General features: G+C 57.2%; 23 protein-coding genes. 14 read left to right on the top strand and 9 right to left on the bottom strand.

Annotated elements, in window-relative coordinates:
• Window positions 1-247: 247 nt before the first annotated feature.
• Window positions 248-655 carry a hypothetical protein gene (locus B3Z17_RS12055; protein WP_286830001.1) on the top strand — a complete coding sequence of 136 codons (408 nt, stop codon included), beginning with the start codon at window positions 248-250 and terminating at the stop codon, window positions 653-655.
• Here B3Z17_RS12055 and B3Z17_RS12050 read toward each other — a convergent pair.
• Together B3Z17_RS12050 and B3Z17_RS12045 are read right to left on the bottom strand one after the other, a co-directional pair.
• Window positions 652-1,542: a P1 family peptidase gene (locus B3Z17_RS12050; RefSeq protein WP_286830000.1), complete on the bottom strand. Its 891-nt coding sequence runs from the start codon at window positions 1,540-1,542 to the stop codon at window positions 652-654. The two genes, B3Z17_RS12055 and B3Z17_RS12050, sit on opposite strands and share 4 nt — an antisense overlap.
• Before the next feature lie 34 nt (window positions 1,543-1,576).
• A complete protein-coding gene (locus B3Z17_RS12045; RefSeq protein ID WP_286829999.1) occupies window positions 1,577-2,971 on the bottom strand; it encodes an ATP-binding protein in 1,395 nt (464 codons plus the stop codon).
• A gap of 314 nt (window positions 2,972-3,285) precedes the next feature.
• Between B3Z17_RS12045 and rpmH the strand changes: the two genes are divergently transcribed.
• The 5 genes from rpmH (at window position 3,286) to yihA (ending at window position 6,715) form a co-directional block, all read left to right on the top strand.
• A complete protein-coding gene (gene rpmH, locus B3Z17_RS12040) occupies window positions 3,286-3,420 on the top strand; it encodes a 50S ribosomal protein L34 (protein ID WP_074519531.1) in 135 nt (44 codons plus the stop codon).
• A gap of 123 nt (window positions 3,421-3,543) precedes the next feature.
• Window positions 3,544-3,960 carry a ribonuclease P protein component gene (rnpA, locus tag B3Z17_RS12035; RefSeq protein WP_286829998.1) on the top strand — a complete coding sequence of 139 codons (417 nt, stop codon included), beginning with the start codon at window positions 3,544-3,546 and terminating at the stop codon, window positions 3,958-3,960.
• Window positions 3,961-3,992: 32 nt separating this feature from the next.
• On the top strand, window positions 3,993-4,337 hold the full coding sequence (gene yidD / locus B3Z17_RS12030) for a membrane protein insertion efficiency factor YidD (protein WP_349680327.1): 345 nt from the start codon (window positions 3,993-3,995) through the stop codon (window positions 4,335-4,337).
• Window positions 4,330-6,060, top strand: a complete 1,731-nt coding sequence (yidC, locus tag B3Z17_RS12025; RefSeq protein WP_286829996.1) for a membrane protein insertase YidC — start codon at window positions 4,330-4,332, stop codon at window positions 6,058-6,060. The genes yidD and yidC overlap by 8 nt, the downstream gene beginning before the upstream one ends.
• Window position 6,061: 1 nt before the next feature.
• Window positions 6,062-6,715: a ribosome biogenesis GTP-binding protein YihA/YsxC gene (yihA, locus tag B3Z17_RS12020; protein WP_068301390.1), complete on the top strand. Its 654-nt coding sequence runs from the start codon at window positions 6,062-6,064 to the stop codon at window positions 6,713-6,715.
• Window positions 6,716-6,748: 33 nt separating this feature from the next.
• Here the strand turns inward: yihA and B3Z17_RS12015 are convergent, their stop codons facing one another.
• Together B3Z17_RS12015 and B3Z17_RS12010 are read right to left on the bottom strand one after the other, a co-directional pair.
• The gene (locus tag B3Z17_RS12015) at window positions 6,749-7,096 is read right to left on the bottom strand and encodes an Hpt domain-containing protein (protein WP_068301393.1); all 348 of its coding nucleotides are present in this window, start codon (window positions 7,094-7,096) and stop codon (window positions 6,749-6,751) included.
• Between the two features lie 64 nt (window positions 7,097-7,160).
• A complete protein-coding gene (locus tag B3Z17_RS12010; RefSeq protein ID WP_286829994.1) occupies window positions 7,161-7,418 on the bottom strand; it encodes a DUF3253 domain-containing protein in 258 nt (85 codons plus the stop codon).
• Between the two features lie 99 nt (window positions 7,419-7,517).
• Here B3Z17_RS12010 and B3Z17_RS19635 point away from each other — a divergent pair, with 99 nt between their 5' ends.
• On the top strand, window positions 7,518-8,573 hold the full coding sequence (locus tag B3Z17_RS19635) for an FKBP-type peptidyl-prolyl cis-trans isomerase (RefSeq protein ID WP_068301399.1): 1,056 nt from the start codon (window positions 7,518-7,520) through the stop codon (window positions 8,571-8,573).
• A gap of 228 nt (window positions 8,574-8,801) precedes the next feature.
• Window positions 8,802-9,770, top strand: a complete 969-nt coding sequence (locus tag B3Z17_RS11995) for a GNAT family N-acetyltransferase (protein ID WP_286829993.1) — start codon at window positions 8,802-8,804, stop codon at window positions 9,768-9,770.
• On the opposite strand, the gene B3Z17_RS11990 is transcribed toward B3Z17_RS11995, so the two are convergent.
• A complete protein-coding gene (locus B3Z17_RS11990; protein WP_286829992.1) occupies window positions 9,767-10,309 on the bottom strand; it encodes a winged helix-turn-helix domain-containing protein in 543 nt (180 codons plus the stop codon). The two genes, B3Z17_RS11995 and B3Z17_RS11990, sit on opposite strands and share 4 nt — an antisense overlap.
• A gap of 108 nt (window positions 10,310-10,417) precedes the next feature.
• Here B3Z17_RS11990 and B3Z17_RS11985 point away from each other — a divergent pair, with 108 nt between their 5' ends.
• The 5 genes from B3Z17_RS11985 (at window position 10,418) to B3Z17_RS11965 (ending at window position 15,201) form a co-directional block, all read left to right on the top strand.
• Window positions 10,418-11,521, top strand: a complete 1,104-nt coding sequence (locus B3Z17_RS11985; protein ID WP_286829991.1) for a serine hydrolase domain-containing protein — start codon at window positions 10,418-10,420, stop codon at window positions 11,519-11,521.
• 158 nt (window positions 11,522-11,679) lie between these two features.
• Complete coding sequence (locus B3Z17_RS11980) at window positions 11,680-12,771, top strand: hypothetical protein (RefSeq protein ID WP_286829990.1); 1,092 nt, start codon at window positions 11,680-11,682, stop codon at window positions 12,769-12,771.
• Window positions 12,772-12,854: 83 nt separating this feature from the next.
• A complete protein-coding gene (locus tag B3Z17_RS11975) occupies window positions 12,855-13,619 on the top strand; it encodes an SDR family NAD(P)-dependent oxidoreductase (protein ID WP_286829989.1) in 765 nt (254 codons plus the stop codon).
• A gap of 77 nt (window positions 13,620-13,696) precedes the next feature.
• Window positions 13,697-14,770, top strand: a complete 1,074-nt coding sequence (locus B3Z17_RS11970; protein ID WP_286829988.1) for an AI-2E family transporter — start codon at window positions 13,697-13,699, stop codon at window positions 14,768-14,770.
• A gap of 77 nt (window positions 14,771-14,847) precedes the next feature.
• Window positions 14,848-15,201 (top strand): hypothetical protein, encoded by a 354-nt coding sequence (locus B3Z17_RS11965; protein WP_068301421.1) that lies wholly within the window; start codon window positions 14,848-14,850, stop codon window positions 15,199-15,201.
• An 83-nt stretch (window positions 15,202-15,284) separates the two neighbouring features.
• Here B3Z17_RS11965 and cysK read toward each other — a convergent pair whose 3' ends face one another.
• From cysK to B3Z17_RS11950, 3 genes are all read right to left on the bottom strand, one after another.
• Window positions 15,285-16,208 carry a cysteine synthase A gene (gene cysK, locus B3Z17_RS11960; RefSeq protein ID WP_286829987.1) on the bottom strand — a complete coding sequence of 308 codons (924 nt, stop codon included), beginning with the start codon at window positions 16,206-16,208 and terminating at the stop codon, window positions 15,285-15,287.
• A 49-nt stretch (window positions 16,209-16,257) separates the two neighbouring features.
• Window positions 16,258-17,133: a serine O-acetyltransferase EpsC gene (gene epsC, locus B3Z17_RS11955; protein WP_068301427.1), complete on the bottom strand. Its 876-nt coding sequence runs from the start codon at window positions 17,131-17,133 to the stop codon at window positions 16,258-16,260.
• Between the two features lie 129 nt (window positions 17,134-17,262).
• Window positions 17,263-18,021 carry a lysophospholipid acyltransferase family protein gene (locus B3Z17_RS11950; protein WP_286829986.1) on the bottom strand — a complete coding sequence of 253 codons (759 nt, stop codon included), beginning with the start codon at window positions 18,019-18,021 and terminating at the stop codon, window positions 17,263-17,265.
• 199 nt (window positions 18,022-18,220) lie between these two features.
• On the opposite strand from B3Z17_RS11950, the gene B3Z17_RS11945 reads away from it, so the two are divergent.
• A complete protein-coding gene (locus B3Z17_RS11945) occupies window positions 18,221-18,565 on the top strand; it encodes a PilZ domain-containing protein (RefSeq protein WP_068301433.1) in 345 nt (114 codons plus the stop codon).
• Between the two features lie 524 nt (window positions 18,566-19,089).
• Here B3Z17_RS11945 and B3Z17_RS11940 read toward each other — a convergent pair.
• The gene (locus B3Z17_RS11940; RefSeq protein WP_286829985.1) at window positions 19,090-20,265 is read right to left on the bottom strand and encodes an NAD(P)/FAD-dependent oxidoreductase; all 1,176 of its coding nucleotides are present in this window, start codon (window positions 20,263-20,265) and stop codon (window positions 19,090-19,092) included.
• Window positions 20,266-20,320 lie beyond the last annotated feature (55 nt).

The following is a 20,320-nucleotide window of genomic DNA, read 5'->3' as shown; positions in this document are numbered from 1 at the left end:
CGGAACCTAATCAGATTGCTTTTATATTGCAAGAGGGAAATCGCTTTTTCTTGTTTCCGCCACATTTCAGGGATAGGCTTTAGCCCTCAAACGCCCATAATATAAGGCTTTTATGGTGAAAATAAGCGCAAAAATTGTCTCTATTTTTACAGCCGCCGTGATTCTTTCTGCTTGTTCAAGCAGTAAAGGCGGCTGGCCGAATCTTTCTGATCCGGTGCCAAATCCGTCGGAAAGGGAGCGTGAAATCGTGCGGTCTGAAATCCCCGCCGCTGTACCCACCAACAAGCCCACACCGCCGACACGCCCGGCCCTGACCGGGGCAGCATCGCCCGCACCAGTGGCCGATTCGCTGCCTTCGTCAGAAGAAGAAGCGTCCGACCTTCTACTGACGATCAAGGAAGCCCTGAGGGATGAGACGCTGGCGTACCGCAAGGCCAAGGCCAAAATTGCTGAGGCGGAAGAGGGCGACGCCATGCAGGACGCCTGGTTTTCTGCGCAGTTGGCACTCACGCGCCTTAGCCGTACGGCCAGTCGGTTGGATACCCTGATGGCGCTTGAGATACCGCGCATCGTGGCAGAAGCCAGCACCGAAGCCGAGATCATGGAACGATTCGTCGTGGGCGAACGCCAGAAGCTGTTCGAATCAAAGCCTTAGGCCACAGCTTTCTGCACCGCGCGAACCAGCGCATCCGCTGCCAAAGTGCCCAGGACCGCCATTGTCGGCGCCAGGTCTGCCTCCAGCGGCTTTGCGCCTGTCGACAGGGCAAAGACCGTGTCGCCGTCAAACGGGGTGTGGATGGGCCTGATTGAACGGGCCAACCCGTCCTGCGCCATCATCGCCAGGCGTTTGCAGCCCGCCTTGTCCAGCGCCAGGTTTGTGGCAATCACTGCGATCGTGGTGTTGGCACCAACAAAGCCAAGCTTCGGTAGGGCGACATCACCAAGATCAACGTCAGAGGCATCAGTTACGGACCCGAAACTGTTTACAGCAACGATGGCGCCGACCTTCAGGCCGTCTTCCGTTTCAAAGCTGGCAGTACCAATACCGCCCGCTTTTGCCCCTGCCCGGGCGCCAAAGCCTGCGCCTGCCCGCCCTTCGGTAACATCATGGGACAAGGCCTCGACAGCCTGCATGCCAAGCGTCCGGTAAGGCGCTTCGGTGCCCCAGTCCTTGTCGCCACCGTTCATCAGATCGAACAGGATCGCGGAAGGCACCACAGGCACGGCCCGCGGCCCAAGCGGCAGACCGATGCCTTTTTCCGACAGGGCCGCGATCACGCCGTCGGCGGCCGCGAGACCGAACACCGACCCACCAGACAGCACCACGCCGTGCACCCGTTCGACAAGGCATGTGGGGTCAAGCGCGTCTGTATCGCGCGTGCCCGGCCCGCCACCGCGCACGTCCACGCCCATAGCCACGGGCTCGTCGGGGATGATTGCCGTCACGCCGGTCTGGGCCTTCTCGCATGCCACCTGGCCGACCCGCAGGCCGCCGATATCCGTGATCGAATCGCATTTGCCCGCTTTGGCTGTGATGCGCATGGTCTCTCCCCTCACCTCAACAGGTATGGCTGTGTCAGTTTTCTTCGCCCGGCAGGCAGATCATGAAAGTAGTGCCCTCAGCGCCGGTTTCTGCCAGGCCAATTTGCCCGCCATGGGACAGAACAATATCCCGGGCTGTCGCAAGGCCTAGACCAGTACCGCCCGCGCGTGACGACTGGAACGCCTTGAAAAGCGTCGGTCGGATGGCCTCCGGGATACCGGGGCCCTTGTCTGTCACCTTGATATGGACTGTGCCATCCTTGTCCTTCTTGGCGCCGACCAGAATGGAGCCTTCGTCGCCTTGCACGTCGCGGGCATTGCGGCACAGGTTCAGGAGCACCCGGTGCAGCTGTTCTGGATCGGCATAGACCGTTATGTCGTCATCCACATCACAGTTGAATTCAAACTTGCTGTCTTCTTCAAGGCCAAGCGACGCCGCCACATCAGCCACCAGCTCACCCAGTGGCGTCCATTCCTTTTCAGGCGCCGGATCATCCGCCTTGCCGTGCCGGATGGTGCTTTCGCACAAGGCCACTGCCCGGCTGACACTGTTTACCAGCCTGCGCGAGACCTTCTGGACCCCTGGATGGTCGACCCGCTGGAGCGAATCGGATGCCAGCTGCGCTGTCGCCAGGATATTCCGAAGGTCATGATTGATCTTGGCCACCGCCTCACCAAGCGCGGCCAGGTTCGACTTCTGCTTCAGGTTCAGCCGGAGCTCTTCCTGCATGCGCACAAGTTCGCGTTCCACAAGGCCGATCTCGTCGGGGCGCCTGTTCTGCCGCATCTTTGCCGGCACGGCCTCTGGCTTGCGCCGGAAGGAAACGATGCGGTCCTTGAGGCGGCGCATGGGCCGCACCAGCAGCCAGTGCAGCGCCAGATAAACAAGAATGCCCGTAAACAGAGACGTAATGAGCGACAGCACCAGCACATTGTTGGAATAATTCTTGAGCGCAGCAAACAGGCCCGATTCGTCCATTGTGATCTCAAGCATGCGGGTGCCGGGCACCATCGGGTCGCCGACCACCCGGATAGCACGGTTGCCGCCCTGCTCCAGCGTGTTGAACGCATCCATGATCAGCGTCCCGAGCGACGGGTTCCTGAGGTCAAACGTGGCTTCCACCTCTTCGGGCATCACGTCATAGCCCAGCAGCAGGCTCTTGTCCTCGCGCCGCATGATGATGGCAATCACACCAGACTGGTTGAGAAGCCGCTGCTCAAGCTCGGGGCTGACCATATTGCCGGGTGCCGCCTCAAGCGCCAGTGCCGCGATCTGGGCGTTCTCCAGCCGGGTCTCAAGATAGTCCTGCCGGAACGACGCGATGGACGTCGGATAAATAAGGGCCGATATCACCATCACAAAGAGGAAGGTGAGGATCAGCAGGCGCGACCTGAGGCTGGACGTCAGAGGTTTATAATGCTCGGGCATAACCTGTTATGAATCTCATCCCGCATGGAAATGCAAGTAAACTAATTGGCGTATAATAGCACTTTTCCCGATCCGTCCAGCGCCGATTCGCCCGTAAGGGCACAATCGGGCCGCCCGCCTTATGGCGCCAGAACGGCGGAAGTCCTTAATTTATGGGTAAATCCGACCAAAATATGGTAGAAGGCATACCGGATACCAAAAAGCGCGACATGTATTGTTGACTTCGACAATTCTGACGGTTATACAGCGCGCTCGAAATTGGACGCCGGGCCGCGGTTCACCGCAGAGCAAGGCGATTAACTGGAGTAAGTCAAGTGAAACGGACCTTTCAACCGAGTGTGCTGGTGCGTAAACGCCGTCACGGTTTCCGTGCGCGCAAAGCTACTGTAGGTGGCCGCGCTGTGCTTCGGGCACGCCGTGCTAAAGGCCGGAAGCGCCTTTCGGCGTAAAGGTCTGGGCGCCTTTTGGGCACCCCTATCACACACGATGAGAGCTGACCGAGAGATATCCGGTCGGCTTTTGTTGTTTTTGAGCCAGTTGTTATTGGCATTTGGCGGGCAGACATCGGCACCATGACCGAACAGGCTTTAAAACTCGCGCGCATTACCAAACGGCCGGACTATCTGGCGGTTGCGGGCACCCGCCGCAAGTGGGTGACGCCCAGCTTTATCCTGCAGGCCATGCCGGGTGAGGGTGATTCGCCGCCACGAGCCGGTTTTACCGTTTCAAAGAAGGTGGGCAAGGCCGTTATCCGCTCGCGTGCGCGGCGGCGGCTCAAAGAAGCATGCCGTGCCATTTTGCCGCAATATGGCCAGGCTGGTTGGACCTATGTGCTGGTTGGCAGGCCCTCGTCTGTCGAATATGATTTCGTGAAAATGCAGGCCGATATGAAGTGGGCCCTTGCAAAACTGCATGCGGGTGCCGATCTAAACTCGGATAAACCGCAGAAAACACCGCAGAAATCCTACAAGAACCGAGGAAATGCCTGATGGCGAGCAAGGAGCATAAGACAGGGCAGCGCATGAGCCCGCTGGCCTTCCTGTTCCTCATTCCGGTGCGCTTCTACCAACTTGTGATCTCGCCAATGATCGGCCCCCGCTGCCGATACCAGCCCACCTGCAGCAGCTATGCCGTGGACGCTTTGCGTCTTCATGGTGGACTTAAGGGCGGATGGCTGGCAATAAAGCGCATCGCCCGCTGCCACCCTTGGGGTGGATTCGGATACGATCCTGTGCCACAAAGCGTGCGCCCGGGCGAAACGCCCGCGGCAGATGCACACAAGCATGGCTCAGGCTGCGGATGTGACAAGAATTTGGAGGCCGGCCCAGACCGGCCAGATGATCAGGGTATGACGTCTCATGGGTGACACTAAGAATATTGTGCTGTTTGCAGCAATCTCGATTGCTGTCTTCTTCGGCTATAACGCGCTTTTCATTTCGCCGCAGCAGGAAGCCCTGCAGCGCGAGGCCGTACAGCAACAGGCCGCAGCGCAGTTGGAAGACGGCCTTGCGCCCAAAGAAGCAGCGCCCTCCAGTTTTGGGGATGACACTCCGGTACAAGTCAGCGCTCCAACCCAGCTGGAAGACGCAGGCTCGATCACAATCACCAATCCTGAGCTTAGCGGCAGCCTGTCACTGCGTGGCGCCCGCATCAATGATCTGTTGCTGACCAACCACAAAGTTAGCCTGGACGATGGCGCTGCCAACGTACGCCTGCTTGCTTCCGCAAATCAGGACAAGGCCTATTATGTGCACTTCGGATGGTCCACAACCCGGCAAAACGGCATTACAGTTCCTGATCAAAACAGCGTCTGGTCAGCCGACAATGAAGCACTTGCACCCGGCCAACCCGTAACGTTGGCGTGGGACAACGGCGACGGCGTCCGTTTCATGATGAAAATGGACATTGACGACCAGTTCATGTTTACCGTCACACAAACGGTGATTAATTCCACCGACGAGGCCATTCAACTTGCGCCCTATGCTGTGATCGACCGCAAAGGCGAGCCGAAGACCGACGGCCTCTACATCCTTCATGAGGGTCCTCTGGGCGTCATCAATGGCAAGCTGGAAGAAAAGAGCTATAAGGATCTCGCTGAAGATGGCGATTTCGACCAAGCCAGCACAGGCGGCTGGATGGGTATCACCGATAAATACTGGATGACTGCCCTGATTCCTGATCAAAAAGCAGAATTGTCCCGGGCGCGCCTTGCCAAAACAGCAACAGGCTATAGCGCTGGCTATGCTCAGACCTGGCAAACAGTAGGTGCCGGCGCGAGTGTTGAAACTACAAATCGGCTTTACGCAGGTGCCAAGATCGTCAGCGCAATCGACAACTATGAAATAAAATACGGTATCGATAAATTTGATCGCGCCATCGACTGGGGATATTTCTATTTCCTCACTCGTCCAATTTTCAAAGGCCTGCACTGGCTGTTCCAGGTGACCGGCAACTATGGCGTCGCAATCCTGGCCATGACAGTGATCCTGAAACTGATCCTGTTCCCGCTGGCGAACAAATCCTACCGCTCCATGAGCCACATGAAGGATGCCCAGCCCAAGATCAAAGCCCTGCAGGAGCGCTACAAGGACGACAAGCAGCGCCTGCAACAGGAAATGATGGCGCTCTACAAGAAGGAAAAGATCAACCCGATGGCCGGCTGTTTGCCGATGATCCCGCAGATCTTTATCTTCTTCGCGCTCTATAAAACGCTTTATGTCACCATCGAGATGCGCCATCAGCCTTTCTTTGGCTGGATCACCGACCTTTCTGCCCGCGATACGCTGACACCAGTGAACCTGTTCGGCCTGATCCCGTGGGACCCGCCGGCCATGATCGCCATCGGCGTGCTGCCGATCCTGATGGGCATCACCATGTGGCTGCAGCAGAAGCTGAACCCGCAAACCTCGATGGACCCGACGCAGCAGAAAGTCATGAGCTTCCTGCCGATCATCTTCACCTTTATCATGGCGGGCTTCAGCTCAGGCCTGGTACTGTACTGGACCTGGAACAACCTGCTCTCGATCGCGCAGCAATCCTTCATCATGAAGCGCGAGCACGCGCGGCGTGAAGCCCTGGGCAAAGCGTAGCATGGAAGAAGAGCGCTACACACAGCATGACATGGAACGCGGCCGGCTTTTGTTTGCTGGCCGTGTCGACTTCATCATGGGCGCGGTGTCCCTGGGGACTCTGCCGGGTGCGGACCGCCCTGAAGTAGCCTTCGCCGGACGCTCGAACGTGGGCAAATCGAGCCTTGTGAACGCGCTGACTGGCCGCAAGACGCTGGCCCGCACGTCGAACACTCCGGGCCGCACACAGGAACTCAACTATTTCGAAATGGGCGCGGAGATGAACACCCCCGCCTATCTTGTCGACCTGCCCGGCTATGGCTATGCCAAGATCGAGCGCAAGAAAGTCAATGCCTGGACGCGTCTGGTAAAAGACTATCTGCGTGGCCGTCCGAACCTCAGGCGCGTGATGCTGCTGATCGACAGCCGCCATGGCCTCAAGGAAAATGACCGCGAGATCATGCATATGCTGGACGAAGCAGCGGTCAATTATCAGATCGTGCTGACAAAGCTGGACAAGCTGAAAGTGGCGGACCGCGACAAGATTCTGAAAAAGACCCAGGAAGACGCCAAGAAATTCATCGCCTGTCACCCGATTATCATGGCGACATCCAGTGAAAAAGGCTGGGGGCTTGAAGACCTGCGGGCTGAGATTGGCCAACTGACCGCCTTTTAGGCGGTCGGCATCCCCACAATAGTGCGGCGCGTCCTAGTTGGCTTTATTGAAAGCCTCCAGCGTTTCTTCTGAAATAACTTTGAACTGGCTCAGCAGGCCATCGATTTCCGGGCGACCATCTGCCTTGGCGGCAAATTCGATCGCCTGGCAGGCTTCTCCAAGACGCATGGCGCCAAAGCTGCGCGCCGCACTCTTGAGCGCGTGAGCCTGGATTTCAAGCTGTTCGAGGTTGCCAACGGACGCATGTTGCATCAGTTCACAGCCGGAATCTCGGATTTCTTTTTTCAGCGAATCCAGCAGGAAAGCTGCCGATTCTTCCCCAACTTCTGCTGCAAGCCGGTCAAGGACAGGCTTGTCAAGCAAAGGTATCTGACCCCCCATAGAGTACTCCTCTCGTGCGCCAACAGTTTAAGGCTTTAGGACACAATTGCCAAGTAGTCTTACGCTACTCATCTGCAGCTGGTTTAGAAAAACGGTAGACCCCCTTCAGTCCTTCCGGAGAAACAACCTTCTTTTTTCGGATAAACACCAGCAGGCCATCAGCATGAAGTTTCACGGCTTCGATGCGAATTCTGGGTAAATACTTGCGCCAGTCTTCCCCTTCTTCAGCCAGAACTTGTGCAATTTCCCGTGGAGCGACCGACCTGGTGTCCTCCAGATGGTCCAAAATCGCCTGCCGGATGTCTGTATCGGCCTTCGCCATATCAATTCCCCTTGTTTCTGGCACCGTAGCCCGATTTTTCCTTTTCCCGCACGCGCTCAAGGGCTAGTGTCCCCGCAGAAATCTTGGCGAGGAGTTCCCATGAAACTTGGCTTAAAGGTTGCGGCCACCGTTGCCGCACTAAGCTTAGCAGCCTGCAGCAGCGAAAGCGACGAAGAGCAAAAATCCGACACCGGCACAAGTAGCGCCGAGCTAACGGAAACACAATCCGAAAAAGCCCCTGAAGCTTCAACAGAGGTTTCATCAGAGGCTTCTACCGACGCGGCGGCTGCACCGCAAACCGATGAACAGAAAGTATCAGATACAATGAGTGAAAGAGAAGCGTTCCGCACAGAGAACCTGGCATACCTTGAAGAAAACATGAAGAAGGACGGTGTTCAGGTTACCGAAAGCGGCCTTCAATACCGCGTGGTTGAGAGTGGTGACGGCAAGAGCCCGACCGCCGCTGACTATGTCACCGTACATTATGCTGGCAAACTGATTGACGGCAGCGAGTTCGACAGCAGCTACAAGCGCGGCGAACCTGCCACCTTCCCGGCTGGTCGCCTGATCCCAGGCTGGACCGAAGCCTTGCAGCTGATGAGCGTGGGCGACAAGTGGGAACTGACGATCCCGTCAGATATCGGTTACGGTGAGCACGGCGCAGGCGGCGGCCTGATCCCGGGCAATGCCACACTGGTGTTCGATGTTGAACTTCTGGATGTGATGACACTTGAAGAAGCGCAGCAAAAAGCCGAGGAGATGGCCGCAGCCCACAAGAATGAGCAGCTGGCCTGGCTTGAAGAAAACGCCAAGAAAGAGGGCGTGGTAACGCTTGAAAGCGGCCTTCAGTACCGCGTTATTACCGAAGGCACTGGCAAGAGCCCGACTGAAACGTCCATGGTGACGGTAGACTATAAAGGCACCATGATTGACGGCACCCAGTTTGACAGCAGCTATGACCGCGGCGAGCCCGCCACCTTCCCGCTGGACGGCGTGATCAGGGGCTGGACAGAAGGCGTGCAGCTGATGAAAGAAGGCGCCAAGTATGAATTCTTCATCCCCTACGACCTGGCTTATGGCGAGCGCGGGTCCCGCTCTATTCCGCCATACTCCACGCTGATCTTCACCATTGAGCTGAAATCGGTGAACAGCTAGGACAAAAGACAAAGGACGCCATAGCAACGCCCAAGGACATGCTGGAAGTAGAGATAAAAGATCACGTCCAGCAACGCCAACGCCCCAAAGAGCGGCAAGGCGATATATTTGAGCACCGCAAAGGCGCCCCCCAAAGTGACCCGGGGTGGGGCAATGCGCCACCCCATTACATCCTGAACGTCTGGCCGTTTTCTGAACATGGCTGGACCATAACAGGGGATCATGCCCTTGCCTAGCGCCGCTGACATCCAACTGGCCTTTGGCGATATCGACCCCGACCTGTGGGAATCCCTCAGTGACGACCAGCCATTGCCGCTGCAGCAGCATTGGGCTTATGGCCAGACGCTCAAGGCCATCGGCGCTGACATCCAGCAACTCACCCTGTCCCAAAGCAGCACCCCCATCGCCATCGCGCTGGTGGGAAAGCGGCGGTTTTACCGCATCATCCGCATGAACAGCCTGATGCGTGGCCCACTGTGGCTGCCGGGCGTCACGAAGGATGAGCAGGCGGCGGGCCTGAAGGCGCTGCGGAAGCACCATAGCCCCTGGCGCTGGAACTTCATGCTGTTTCAGCCGGAACTGGTCGACACGCCGGAAAATCGGGCGGTGCTGAAAGCTGCTGGCTATCGCCGCATCATGACGGGCTACAGCACCATCTGGACGGACCTGGGCCCAAGCGTAGACACCCTGCGCGCCAGCCTGAACGCCAAATGGCGCAACCAACTGACCAAGGCTGAGAGTTCCGGCAAACTGGAAACCGTCATTGGCGGCCGCAAGCAGCATCAGTATACTTGGCTGACGGACCGCGAGGCCGACCAGCAAACCCGGCGGGGCTATCAGGCCGTGCCCATTGGGCTTGTCCCCATCTATGCCGGCATTGCAGAGAGGTTCGCAAAGGGTGACGACAGCGTGGGTGTGATGAGCGTGACGGCGCTGGCGGGCCGCAAGAAAGTGGCTGGCGCCATTTTCATGCTGCACGGCAACAGTGCCACCTATCATGTCGGCTGGTCTGGCGACGAGGGCCGGAACCTGAATGCCCAGAACAAGGTCTTGTGGGACGGCATTGTGGCGCTCAAGGAACGCGGCATCCGCTTTCTGGATCTAGGTGGGCTGAACACAGCTGACGGCGCAGGCATCGCCCGCTTCAAGCTGGGGCTTGGCACTGACCCGCTAACGCTTGCAGGCACTTGGCTTTAGGGCGTCGGCTCCATATCCTTCTTCTCGATAAACTCCTGGTCGCCCTGTTCGGTAAATTCGATCTCAATCTCCCGAAGCGCGACAAATTCAAAATAGGCCCAGGTCAGAAGTCCAGCCAACAGTGCCCCACCCACCATCCAAAACAGCCCTTTGTTTCGTTGGGGCGCCATTTCCAGCTGAGCTTCCTCGAAAGGCGTGACCGGCGCGATCAGCGCATAGCCCCGGCGTGGAATGGTCTTGATGTAGCGTGGCGCCTTCGGGTCATCCCCCAGGGCCTGCCTGAGCTTCGATATGGCCTGGGTTAGCGCCTCGTCCCCGGCATAAGGAAGATTGGAAACCGCCGAGAGTAAAGTGTCGCGGGAAACCGGATCCCCGGGCACGGCACAGAGCTCATCCAGTAAACGTACCAGGCGCGGTTCAATGGTTCGCACCTCAATGCCGACACACAGCTGATGATGCATCCGGTCCAGCACCACATCGCCAATACGAATTTTCCGAGCAAGGCCACTGGCGCCAAGGGTTTCGTCAGCTTTTGTCAATGTTTCTCAACCTTTTCGTCAGGACAAATGCGGCCCCTTGGCTGCAGCGTTCAAACAGTTACGGCGAACATCGCCGCGATGTCAAATCTGCAATATGCGAGGATACCCATGCGTTTAATCAAATACATTCTGCTGCTGTGCTATGGCCTGCATCTAGCCACCACCGGTCTGCGCGCCGACGGTCCCGACACGCTCATAAGCAAACAAGCCCTGGATGCCTTCCTGAATGATGCTGAAGCTAAAGGCTTCGTCGGCATAGTTGGCATCTCAGGGCCTGACGGCACCATTTATGGTCGCGGTTTTGGCACAACCGGTAACGGTGCCCAAGTCTATAGTCTTGAAACGGTCAATGACATTGCGTCCATCACCAAACAATTTACCGGGGCAGCAATCCTGAAGTTGATGGAACAGGGCAAGCTAAACCTTCATGACCGGCTGGATCGTTTCTTCAAGACACTGCCTGAGGACAAAAAGGCCATCACCCTGCATCACCTGTTAACCCACACAGCCGGCCTGCCCGACACGGTCGGACCGGACGAAGAAGCCATTGACCGCGATACCTACCTCACGCGTGTTTTCGGCACCCCCTTAATCACCGAACCCGGTACACGGCATGCATACTCCAACACAGGATATTCCCTTCTGGCGGCAGTGATCGAGGTGGCCAGTGGTCAGCCTTATGAGACCTATCTGTTCGACAACCTCTGGCAACCCGCAGGCATGTTCACCACCGGCTACTATCGGCCCGACTGGCGCGGCCGCAGCTTTCCTGCACTCAGCGAGCCCCATAACGGCCTCACTTCTGCAAAAGACCTGCTGGACCAGACAGCGGGCAAGACGTGGCACCTGTTCGGCAACGGCGGCATCCTGAGCAGCGCCAACGACATGCTGAAATGGCACCGTGCGCTTATAAGTGGCCGCATCCTGTCGGCCGGTTCCAAAGACTTCCTGATGAAGCCCCATGTACCGGAGGATGACAGCAATATCTATCATTACGGTTATGGCTGGTCGATTGTACCCAATTTTCACGGCCACAAGCTGGTGTGGCACAATGGGGGAAGCTATTTCAGCCGGGCCGAATTCTGGCGCTTCCCTGATTCCGGGATAGGGATTTTCATTGCCACGCATGACCGATCAGTTGAGCCATTTTTCATTGCTGACGGTATCGCTGCGGTTCTGGACGGACGCCCGCCGCGGCCCGTCCAGCCTTAATTCAGCTTCTCGGCCCATAAAAGGGCCCGCCGCGGATGCGATGCTGCGGGCCCTCTCTTCTGGTCAAACAAAATAACTGCCATCTCTTGATGTTTTTGGCTGGCTTTCCATATTGTGATATTATAACTGTACATAACCGGTATGTATGAGGTTTGAGTTTGGAACTGGCACTGATCCTATCTGTCTTGTTGCTGCTGGCTGCGCCGCTGTTGGCACAGCTTGTTGCGCGCCTGCCTGCCCTGAAGGGCGGGCTGGATGGATTTGTGCTTGTCACCGTCCTGGGGCTGGTGACACTCACCCTGCTGCCTGAAGCCCTAGCGCACAGCGGTGTGCTGGCAATTCTGGTCGCCGCCTTCGGATTCTGCCTGCCCTGGATTGCCGAGTTCCTGTTCCACCGCGCCGAGGAAATGACCCACCGCGTTGTCATGCTGGTGGCTGCTCTCGCGCTTGTGGTGCACGCGGCGTCTGACGGCGCCATTCTGGCGTTTGCAGGCCAAAGCGACCATGGCTCCTTTGTGGCGACAGGCGTGCTGTTGCACCGTATCGGTGTGGCAGTTGCGGTCTGGTGGCTGCTCAGGCCCGTGCTGACCACCTGGGCAGGCGTTGCTGTGCTGGCAGCCCTCGGCGTCATGACCATCATCGGCTATGTCATGGTGGTTTATGCGGGCGACTGGTACCACATCCCGCTTGTAGGCTACTGGCAGGCCTTTGCCGCCGGGTCGCTCTTGCATGTGGTACTGCACCCGCTTGATGACCATAACACCGCACCGAATGCTGGAAACATCTGGGCGCATCGTCTGGGAACAGTTGCCGGGATCGTGTTCCTTGTTGCCCTGATCGGCGCCCATTATCTGCACCATGCACCAAGCGACGTAACCATGATGTCGGCCCACGAGGCCCATCATGTGGTTGACCTGATGGGGACAATCGGGCGCCTTGCAGCGCCGCTTATGCTGCTCGCGCTATTGGCCGCTGCCACTTACACCAAAATCTATGGTGGTTCGCTGCAGGCCGCATACACCAGCCTTCAGCGCATCGCGCCCTGGACGCTGGTGCTGTGGTTTGCGCTAACGGTTGCCGCAGAGCTTTCGCCCTATGAAATTCCCGCGCCGAACGACGGCTATATCATGTTCGGCCTTTGGCTCGGTATTATCTGTGTCGTGCTGGTTCACACCGGTGCGCGGATCTTTTTCTCCCAGTTGCTGCCAGGCGGCAAGCCACACCGGCACAGTCACGGCCATAGCCACTAGAAGGCATCCCCCGACCTTAGTTTTGCTTGCACCGCTGCCTTTTTGGCGGTAGCCATGGCGCACGCAAAAAACAGGAACAGTCCATGCGCTTCGAGGCGAAACGAGTGATAGTGACCGGCGGTACGTCCGGCTTTGGCGAGGCGATCGTGAAAGCGTTTGCCGCTGAAGGCGCCGATGTGCATTTCTGCGGCCTGATCGACACCGAAGGCAAGCGTGTGATGGCGGACGCCGAAGGGCTTTCAGGCACAGTCCAGTATCATCATGCCGACGTGCGCGAGGAATCTTCCGTCGCAGCCTTTATCCACACGGCGACAGATGATGGCACGCGACTGGATATTGCCGTCAATAACGCCGGTATCAGCCACACGGCGGCGCGCTTCGCCGACCAGGATATGGCCATGGTGGAAGATGTGTTCCGCACCAACGTGATGGGCATCTGGTTTGCCATGCGCCATGAAATTCCGGTCATGCTGAAATCTGGCACGGGCGCCATTGTCAACACGGCCTCGATCCTGTCGCGCTCGGGCGCTGAATGGATGGCAGCCTACGGCACCAGCAAGCATGCGGTTGTCGGCCTCACGAAAAGCGCTGCGCTTGATTATGCCGACCACGGCATCCGCATCAATGCAGTCTCGCCCGGCCCCATGCTGACGCCTATGTTCGAGCGCGCGCTGGCAGATATTGGCGGCGACATGAGCAAGTTCGCGGGTGGCCTGCCGAAAGGCGGCCCGGCGAACCCGAACGACGTGGCCAAAACAGTGCTTTATCTGGCAAGCGAAGAAGCCGGATACATGAACGGCGCCAATGTCATCGTGGACGGTGGTACCTCGTCGGGCCAGCACGCATGAAAATGCCACAGTTTGGCTTGAAACTGATAGCCGAACACCAAAAATACTGTTAAGGCTCAGCCCGGGAGCACACGCAAATGAATATGCTAAGCGAATGGTATCGCCGGACTTTTTCCGACCCGCAGATGGTGCTTCTTGTGCTGTTTGCGCTGGCGGCTGTCCTCGCCATTTCGCTGTTCGGCCATATGCTGGCCCCCGCCATCGCTGCGGTCGTTATCGCTTTCCTGTTGGACGGGCCAACCGAATGGCTGATCCGGCGCGGCGCGCGGCGCTGGGTGGCTTTCCTGTCGGTTTATCTGGGCTTCATCCTTTTATCGGTCATCGCCATGCTCACGGTGGTGCCGCTTCTGATCCAACAGGTCAGCCAGTTTATCAACGACAGCCCAGCCATGGTAGGCAGCATGCGCAACGCGCTTCTGTCGCTGCAGCAACGCTTCCCTGACCTGATTTCGGAAACGCAGGTCAACACCTGGCTCACCGGTCTTGGCAATGAGATCGCCAATCTTGGGCCCAAGCTGCTGCAATATTCCCTGTCTGGCCTGACGGGCGCTGTGGCCTTCGTGGTTTACGTGGTGCTGGTGCCGGTGATGGTCTTCTTCTTCCTCAAGGACAAGGCCCAGATCCTGAGTTGGTTCGGTAGCTTCCTGCCAAGTGACAAGCCGGTACTGGAACAGGTTTGGGGCGAAGTGCTGGAGCGAGCAGGCGACTATGCCCGCGGCAAGGTATATGAAATCCTGATCGTCGGCATCGCGGCCTTCGTCACCTATAGTGTGCTGGGCTTGCCTTACGCCACGCTGCTCGCGGTTGCGACTGGTCTGAGCGTCATCATCCCCTATTTCGGCGCGGCCGTTGTGACCTTCCCGGTGGCCCTGGTGGCCTATTTCCAGTGGGGCCTGGGCGGCGAGATGGCCACAGCCGTCATCGCCTATCTGGTTTTGCAGGCGCTGGACGGCAACCTTCTGGTGCCCCTTCTGTTCTCTGAAGCCGTGAAACTGCACCCCAATGCCATCATCATCGGCATCCTGGTGTTTGGCGGCATCTGGGGCTTCTGGGGCGTTTTCTTTGCCATTCCGCTTGCAACGGTGGCAAACGCCATCATCCGGGCATGGCGCGAACGCTCAAGTGGCAACAACAGTCCGGCTAAGGCCTGATTTTAAAAAAACTTTTCAAGTGGGTGCAATTCTGCCTAAATTAGAGCAGCGCAACCAAACACAGGCATGTAGATTTTATGATTCTGGAGTCTCGCAGTATCATCTTCTCAGACGAAGAGCTGGTTCTCGCACTTCGTCCTGTTCTTGAAGGACGGGGGCAATCCACCAACCCACCGCTTAAGAACATCATTTCTGAACTGGATGAAGAGGGTGAGGTTTCAGTGCAGATGGTTCTGTCTGATGGATCGGACACCATCATGTTCAACAGCCGTGAAGTCGGCGCCGCCGTCCTCAATCACTGTATTGACCAGGGCGTGCCGCTGCCGCGTGGGTCATACAAGGAGCTCGCCATCCGGGGGGACCATGTCGCCCTGATCGTACGGCTCGAGAGCGGCAAGATCAGTTCCGGCATCGACGAAGACGAAGAATAAGGCAGACATCTACGCTGCGACAAAACAAGGGCTGCCGACTGGCAGCCCTTGTTTTTGATACCAAACAGAATTTGGTCTTTTGCCTACTCTTCAGGCAGGAAGTCCGGCACGGACAGATAGCGTTCGCCGGTGTCGTAGCAGAAGCCGAGGATACGCGTGCCCTTGGGTAAATTCTTTTCCTTGATGGTCTGGGCGATCGCCGCGAGCGTCGCGCCCGAGGAAATCCCCACCAGCATGGCTTCCTTGCGCGCAGCCTGACGGGCCATTTCCTTGGCGTCGGCTGGGTCCACCTTCACCACGCCGTCCATCAGGTCCATGTTCATGACTTCCGGGATAAAGCCCGCACCGATGCCCTGAATTGGGTGTGGCCCTGGCTCGCCGCCGGACATGACAGGCGACAGCGTCGGCTCAACGGCCAACACCTTAAGGTCTGCCCACTTGTCTTTGAGGACTTCAGCACAGCCCGTGATATGGCCGCCCGTGCCAACACCGGTGATCATATAATCAAGGCCTTCCGGGAAATCCGCGAGGATTTCAGGGCCTGTGGTCTCGCGGTGCACTTTCACGTTGGCCGGGTTCTGGAATTGTTGCGGCATCCAGGCACCATCGGTTTCTTCAACCAGCTCAGTCGCCTTCGCAAGCGCGCCTTTCATACCCAGTTCTTTTGGCGTCAGGACAAATTCGGCACCGTAGGCCAGCATCAGGCGGCGGCGCTCGATGGACATGCTCTCGGGCATCACCAAAATCAAGCGGTAGCCTTTCACAGCTGCCACCATGGCAAGGCCAATGCCTGTATTGCCGGACGTGGGCTCAATAATCACACCACCAGGCTTCAGCGACCCGTCTTTTTCGGCTTCCTCAACCATCGACAGGGCGATGCGGTCCTTGATTGATCCGCCCGGGTTGGATCGTTCCTGCTTGATCCAGACTTCATGGTCCGGGAAAAGGCGCGAAACGCGCACATGCGGCGTACCGCCAATTGCATCAAGAATGGATGCAGCTTTCATCGTGGTCCCCCTCTTTGGGTCTGTTTAAAATCCGAATATGGTGCGAGGCCTAGCGTTCCGCCGCCTTACGGCTGCGCATGGGCACAATCTCGTCGGTATCTGCCGGGCGGAACATGACGCGCGACCACGCCGGTACCGACCGGGTAATCCATACATTGCCCCCGATCACCGAATTATGCCCCACCACGGTCTCGCCGCCAAGAATGGTGGCACCGGCATAGATCACCACATTGTCACCAATGGTGGGATGCCGCTTTTTCGACCGTTGGTCCGGGTCAACCCGAAGGCCACCCAGCGTCACGCCCTGGTAAATCTTCACGTTATTGCCAATGATGGCCGTCTCGCCAATCACCACGCCCGTCGCGTGGTCGATGGCCAGCGAATGGCCGATATGAGCGCCCGGGTGAATGTCCGCACCGGTTTTCTGGTGGGCATATTCCGTGATCATCCGCGGCAGCAGCGGCACGCTGCGCTTGTGAAGCGCGTGGGCCAGCCGATAAGCCACAACGGCAAAAAAGCCTGGGTAACAAAGGATAACTTCCTCGATGGACTGGGCCGCTGGATCACCGGCCACCAGCGCCTGGGCGTCCTGGTAGCAAAGATCGGCAATTTCCGGCAGGTCTGAGAGGAAGCCATGCACCAGAAGACGCGCGCACCCAACGTCCTCATCACGGCACAGTGGGTCAACCAGGTCGTAAAATGAATCCTCGAGAACACGCAGGCGTTCCTCGAGCGAGAGATCGTCATCTTCCGCAACGGCATAATGCGGGAACATGACCGCCGCCGTTTTCTTTAACAAGTTCCCGATCTTGCCAAGCGACATGCCTGACAGGTCGCCGTACTTCTCATGATGGCTTTTCAGCCGCGCGGCAATATCATCGAAACTGCTCGTCGCACTCGGCTGGTTCTTTGGCGTCACCGTCATTGGATGCCCTCGCGTTTTTCTCTTTATAACAGTTTAGGAGGGCGGCAGCCATCTACAAGACCAAAGCGCGCTAGAAATTCTTCACAAAGCCGAGAGGAAAGCTTTTGTGCAGCCGAGGAAAAGCTGGGGTTATTTGGTCTTTTTTGGAATTAAATGCTCATAACCGGCTTCCACCATCAGCTGATGGGAGCGGTCAACTACCTTGTCTTCCAGAAGCGCCATGAACTCTTCCTTCGTCCGACCCGGCGCAAAGGGACCGTCAATTTCGAACACTGCGGTCCCCGCCCGGTGCCAAAAACCCTTGGTCCAGAACAGCCCTGTGTTGGTGGAAACAGTGTAGACCGACAGGCCGGTTGATTCCTGCAGATGGAATGCTCCTGACTTCAACCGGCGCGTCTGCCCTGGCGGCACACGGGTAGCCTGAGGATAAACGATCAACGGCCGACCAAGGTTCACCACATGCTTTGCCACCTGATCCATGCCCTTGTGCGCATTCCGAGATTCTCGGTCAATCCGCACGATCCGCATTTTTTTGAGAATCCTGCCAATGAAGGGCACTGAAAAAAGCTGCCTTTTCGCAAGCGCCGTCACGTCGTTCCTCAACGGGAACGTCATGATCGGGTCCATGTTGCTCTGGTGGGCGGCCGCCAGGATCAGGGCGCCGTCTTTGGGCAGTTTCTCCAAACCCCGATACTCATGCCTGATCCCGCCAAAGACACGCGCAATCCACAGGGAACCGCGGCAATAGAAATCCACACCCTTACGGGTTTTGGCTTCCGATACGAACATGCTGATCGGCGCGAGGATCAAGCCGCAGAAAATTAGAGTGAATGGATAAAAGGTCAGATTGAAAAGAATAGACCGTATCCCGTTCATCAGAGCTTTCACGCTTTCACTCCATTCGCTTGACTGCATTGTGCGCTAGCAGCCGACAGGCCGCATGGTGTCAGAGTCTTTTAGCCGCCTCTCCGCCCGAACGCCAGCCCAACCGGCTTTCGCTTGGCAAAAAAATCAGGTAACCTGCTGATAAAGTTGGTCAAAAAGCCTGATTCCAGGCCATGACCTGCCGAGAGCCAGAGGAACAGCAATGACAGATGATGACAAGCGCCGCGACGACAGGCTCCCGGTCCTGTGGCATGGCACGTTGATTGACGAGGCGGAGTTGAGCTACCCCTGCGAGATCCGCGATGTGTCACATGCCGGGACGCTGGTAACCTGCGAAGAAGAATTTCCCATGGGCACGGAGCTGATGCTGCATATTGAAGACTTGGGTGAATTTGCCGGAGTGGTGAAATGGCAAGGCTCACAGCAACTGGGGCTGATGATCCTGGCTGGCCCTGACCTGGTCCTGAAGAAATTTGCCGAGGGCTCTGGTGCAAACATTTCAAAACGGCCTGTTGAACTGGGTGATGACCCACTCAAAAGCGGCTAGCCCTGCTGCCAGCCGGGTACCCAGCCTTCACGACATAAAAAAATGAGCGGTCCCGTGGCTTGGATACGGGCCGCTCAAACTTCCTCGCTGAGTGTCTTTGGAGGATTCTCTGACCTCCTTTGTTATCGTTATTATTTGTAGCGGCGTTGGCGCCGGCGGCTAAAACCGGTGAATACCGCCACGCCTGCTTTCTTGCTGTCTTTTGGCTCGGGCTTTGCCACATGGTTCAAGATAGTCATCATTTTCTCCTCGCTGTCGTTTCTGAAACCTTTTGGCCTGAAGTTCTTTAGGTCGGTTGTCCTTTTCGGATCCTGTCAGAAACCTGTATTTTGCTGTCGTCGTGTTGTTGTTGTGTTGTTTGTTGCCTCAATAGTAGCAACGGCCGTGCCAACTAATTAAATCATTATATTATAAAGACTTAACAGTTTTTCAGGAGTGGCATGGGATAAAAACTGTCCATTTTCGAACATACAGCATGTTCGATTTCGGACAATTTCGACGGTCAAATTTCAGATGTTTAAATGTCAGATATATTGCGCAGCCGCCCAGCCACTCGACCAAGCCCACTGAAAATTGTAGCCCCCCAGCCAGCCGGTCACGTCCACGCATTCCCCGATAAAATACAGGCCGGGCTGCTTCTTCGACTCCATGGTCTTGGAGCTAAGCCCATCTGTGCTGATGCCGCCACGTGTCACTTCAGCTTTCTTGAAGCCCTCAGTGCCACTGGGCACCAGCTGCCAGCGACTGCAGCGATCGCTGATGGCTTGAAGCTGCTTGTTCGACAAGCTACCGAGCGGCCCGGGCCACTCAGAGGCAATCGCTTCCGCAAGCCGAGAGGGCAAATGGTCACCCAACAGGGTCTTCAGCGCGGCTTTGGGGCGGTCATCGCGCGCCTTGCGCAGCCAGTCGAAACTGTCCTGCAACTTGGGCAGTAGATTGACCGTTACCGTCTCCCCCGGATGCCAATAGCTGGAAATCTGCAAAATTGCAGGGCCGGACAGGCCACGGTGGGTGAACAGCAGCGCTTCCGCGAAGCTGGTACGGCCACAGGAAACAACAGCGTCTGCCGCAACGCCGGCCAGCAGTTTCATGAAAGCGAGGTCTGCATCCGAAAAGGTGAAAGGCACCAGCGCCGCTTCAGTCGTCTCAATCTTCATCCCGAACTGACGGGCAATGTCATAGGCAAAGCCTGTGGCACCCATTTTGGGGATCGACAATCCCCCGGTGGCAATCACCAGGCTTTCCGCCTCAAAGACACCGGCGCTGGTTTCAAGCCGATAGCCCCCGGCACCGAAAGAGACCTTGTCCACCTTTGTACCGGTCAGGATTTTGGCACCATTTTCCTGGCATTCGTCTGTCAGCACCTTCAGGATACGACCCGCACCTTGATCGCAAAACAGCTGCCCCAGCGTTTTTTCGTGCCAGGTCACGCCGTGGCTGGCGATCAGGCTGATAAAATCCCACTGCGTGTAACGGCTAAGCGCCGATTTCGCGAAATGGGGGTTATGGCTGATGTAGGCATTAGGCCCTGCATCTTCATTGGTGAAATTGCACCGACCGCCACCGGAGATCAGGATTTTCGCACCCAGACCCTTATTGTGTTCGATCAAAAGGACACGACGCCCACGGGTGGCCGCTTCACGGGCACACATCAGGCCCGCAGCACCACCGCCAACGATAATAGCATCGAACCTGGTCATTCAAACCTTCGCAATGGCGTCATGAGCGCCTAAATCCTTAAAATCCCCGTTCTTT

The organism is Kordiimonas sp. UBA4487, from assembly GCF_002389025.1.
Taxonomy (GTDB): Bacteria; Pseudomonadota; Alphaproteobacteria; order Sphingomonadales; family Kordiimonadaceae; genus Kordiimonas; species Kordiimonas lacus.
Note: the sequence above shows the minus strand (reverse complement) of the source record. Positions and strands in the feature narration are given on the sequence as shown.

What these genes read in the sequence shown, in the direction of transcription:
- B3Z17_RS19635 (WP_068301399.1), top strand. Translation starts at nt 7,518, where the DNA reads ATGAAACTTGGCTTAAAGGTTGCGGCCACCGTTGCCGCACTAAGCTTA.
- B3Z17_RS11970 (WP_286829988.1), top strand. Translation starts at nt 13,697, where the DNA reads ATGAATATGCTAAGCGAATGGTATCGCCGGACTTTTTCCGACCCGCAG.
- B3Z17_RS11965 (WP_068301421.1), top strand. Translation starts at nt 14,848, where the DNA reads ATGATTCTGGAGTCTCGCAGTATCATCTTCTCAGACGAAGAGCTGGTT.
- B3Z17_RS11975 (WP_286829989.1), top strand. Translation starts at nt 12,855, where the DNA reads ATGCGCTTCGAGGCGAAACGAGTGATAGTGACCGGCGGTACGTCCGGC.
- B3Z17_RS12045 (WP_286829999.1), bottom strand. Translation starts at nt 2,971, where the DNA reads ATGCCCGAGCATTATAAACCTCTGACGTCCAGCCTCAGGTCGCGCCTG.
- B3Z17_RS12015 (WP_068301393.1), bottom strand. Translation starts at nt 7,096, where the DNA reads ATGGGGGGTCAGATACCTTTGCTTGACAAGCCTGTCCTTGACCGGCTT.
- epsC (WP_068301427.1), bottom strand. Translation starts at nt 17,133, where the DNA reads ATGACGGTGACGCCAAAGAACCAGCCGAGTGCGACGAGCAGTTTCGAT.
- cysK (WP_286829987.1), bottom strand. Translation starts at nt 16,208, where the DNA reads ATGAAAGCTGCATCCATTCTTGATGCAATTGGCGGTACGCCGCATGTG.
- B3Z17_RS11985 (WP_286829991.1), top strand. Translation starts at nt 10,418, where the DNA reads ATGCGTTTAATCAAATACATTCTGCTGCTGTGCTATGGCCTGCATCTA.
- rnpA (WP_286829998.1), top strand. Translation starts at nt 3,544, where the DNA reads ATGACCGAACAGGCTTTAAAACTCGCGCGCATTACCAAACGGCCGGAC.
- B3Z17_RS11945 (WP_068301433.1), top strand. Translation starts at nt 18,221, where the DNA reads ATGACAGATGATGACAAGCGCCGCGACGACAGGCTCCCGGTCCTGTGG.
- yihA (WP_068301390.1), top strand. Translation starts at nt 6,062, where the DNA reads ATGGAAGAAGAGCGCTACACACAGCATGACATGGAACGCGGCCGGCTT.
- B3Z17_RS12050 (WP_286830000.1), bottom strand. Translation starts at nt 1,542, where the DNA reads ATGCGCATCACAGCCAAAGCGGGCAAATGCGATTCGATCACGGATATC.
- yidC (WP_286829996.1), top strand. Translation starts at nt 4,330, where the DNA reads ATGGGTGACACTAAGAATATTGTGCTGTTTGCAGCAATCTCGATTGCT.
- B3Z17_RS12010 (WP_286829994.1), bottom strand. Translation starts at nt 7,418, where the DNA reads ATGGCGAAGGCCGATACAGACATCCGGCAGGCGATTTTGGACCATCTG.
- B3Z17_RS11940 (WP_286829985.1), bottom strand. Translation starts at nt 20,265, where the DNA reads ATGACCAGGTTCGATGCTATTATCGTTGGCGGTGGTGCTGCGGGCCTG.
- yidD (WP_349680327.1), top strand. Translation starts at nt 3,993, where the DNA reads ATGAGCCCGCTGGCCTTCCTGTTCCTCATTCCGGTGCGCTTCTACCAA.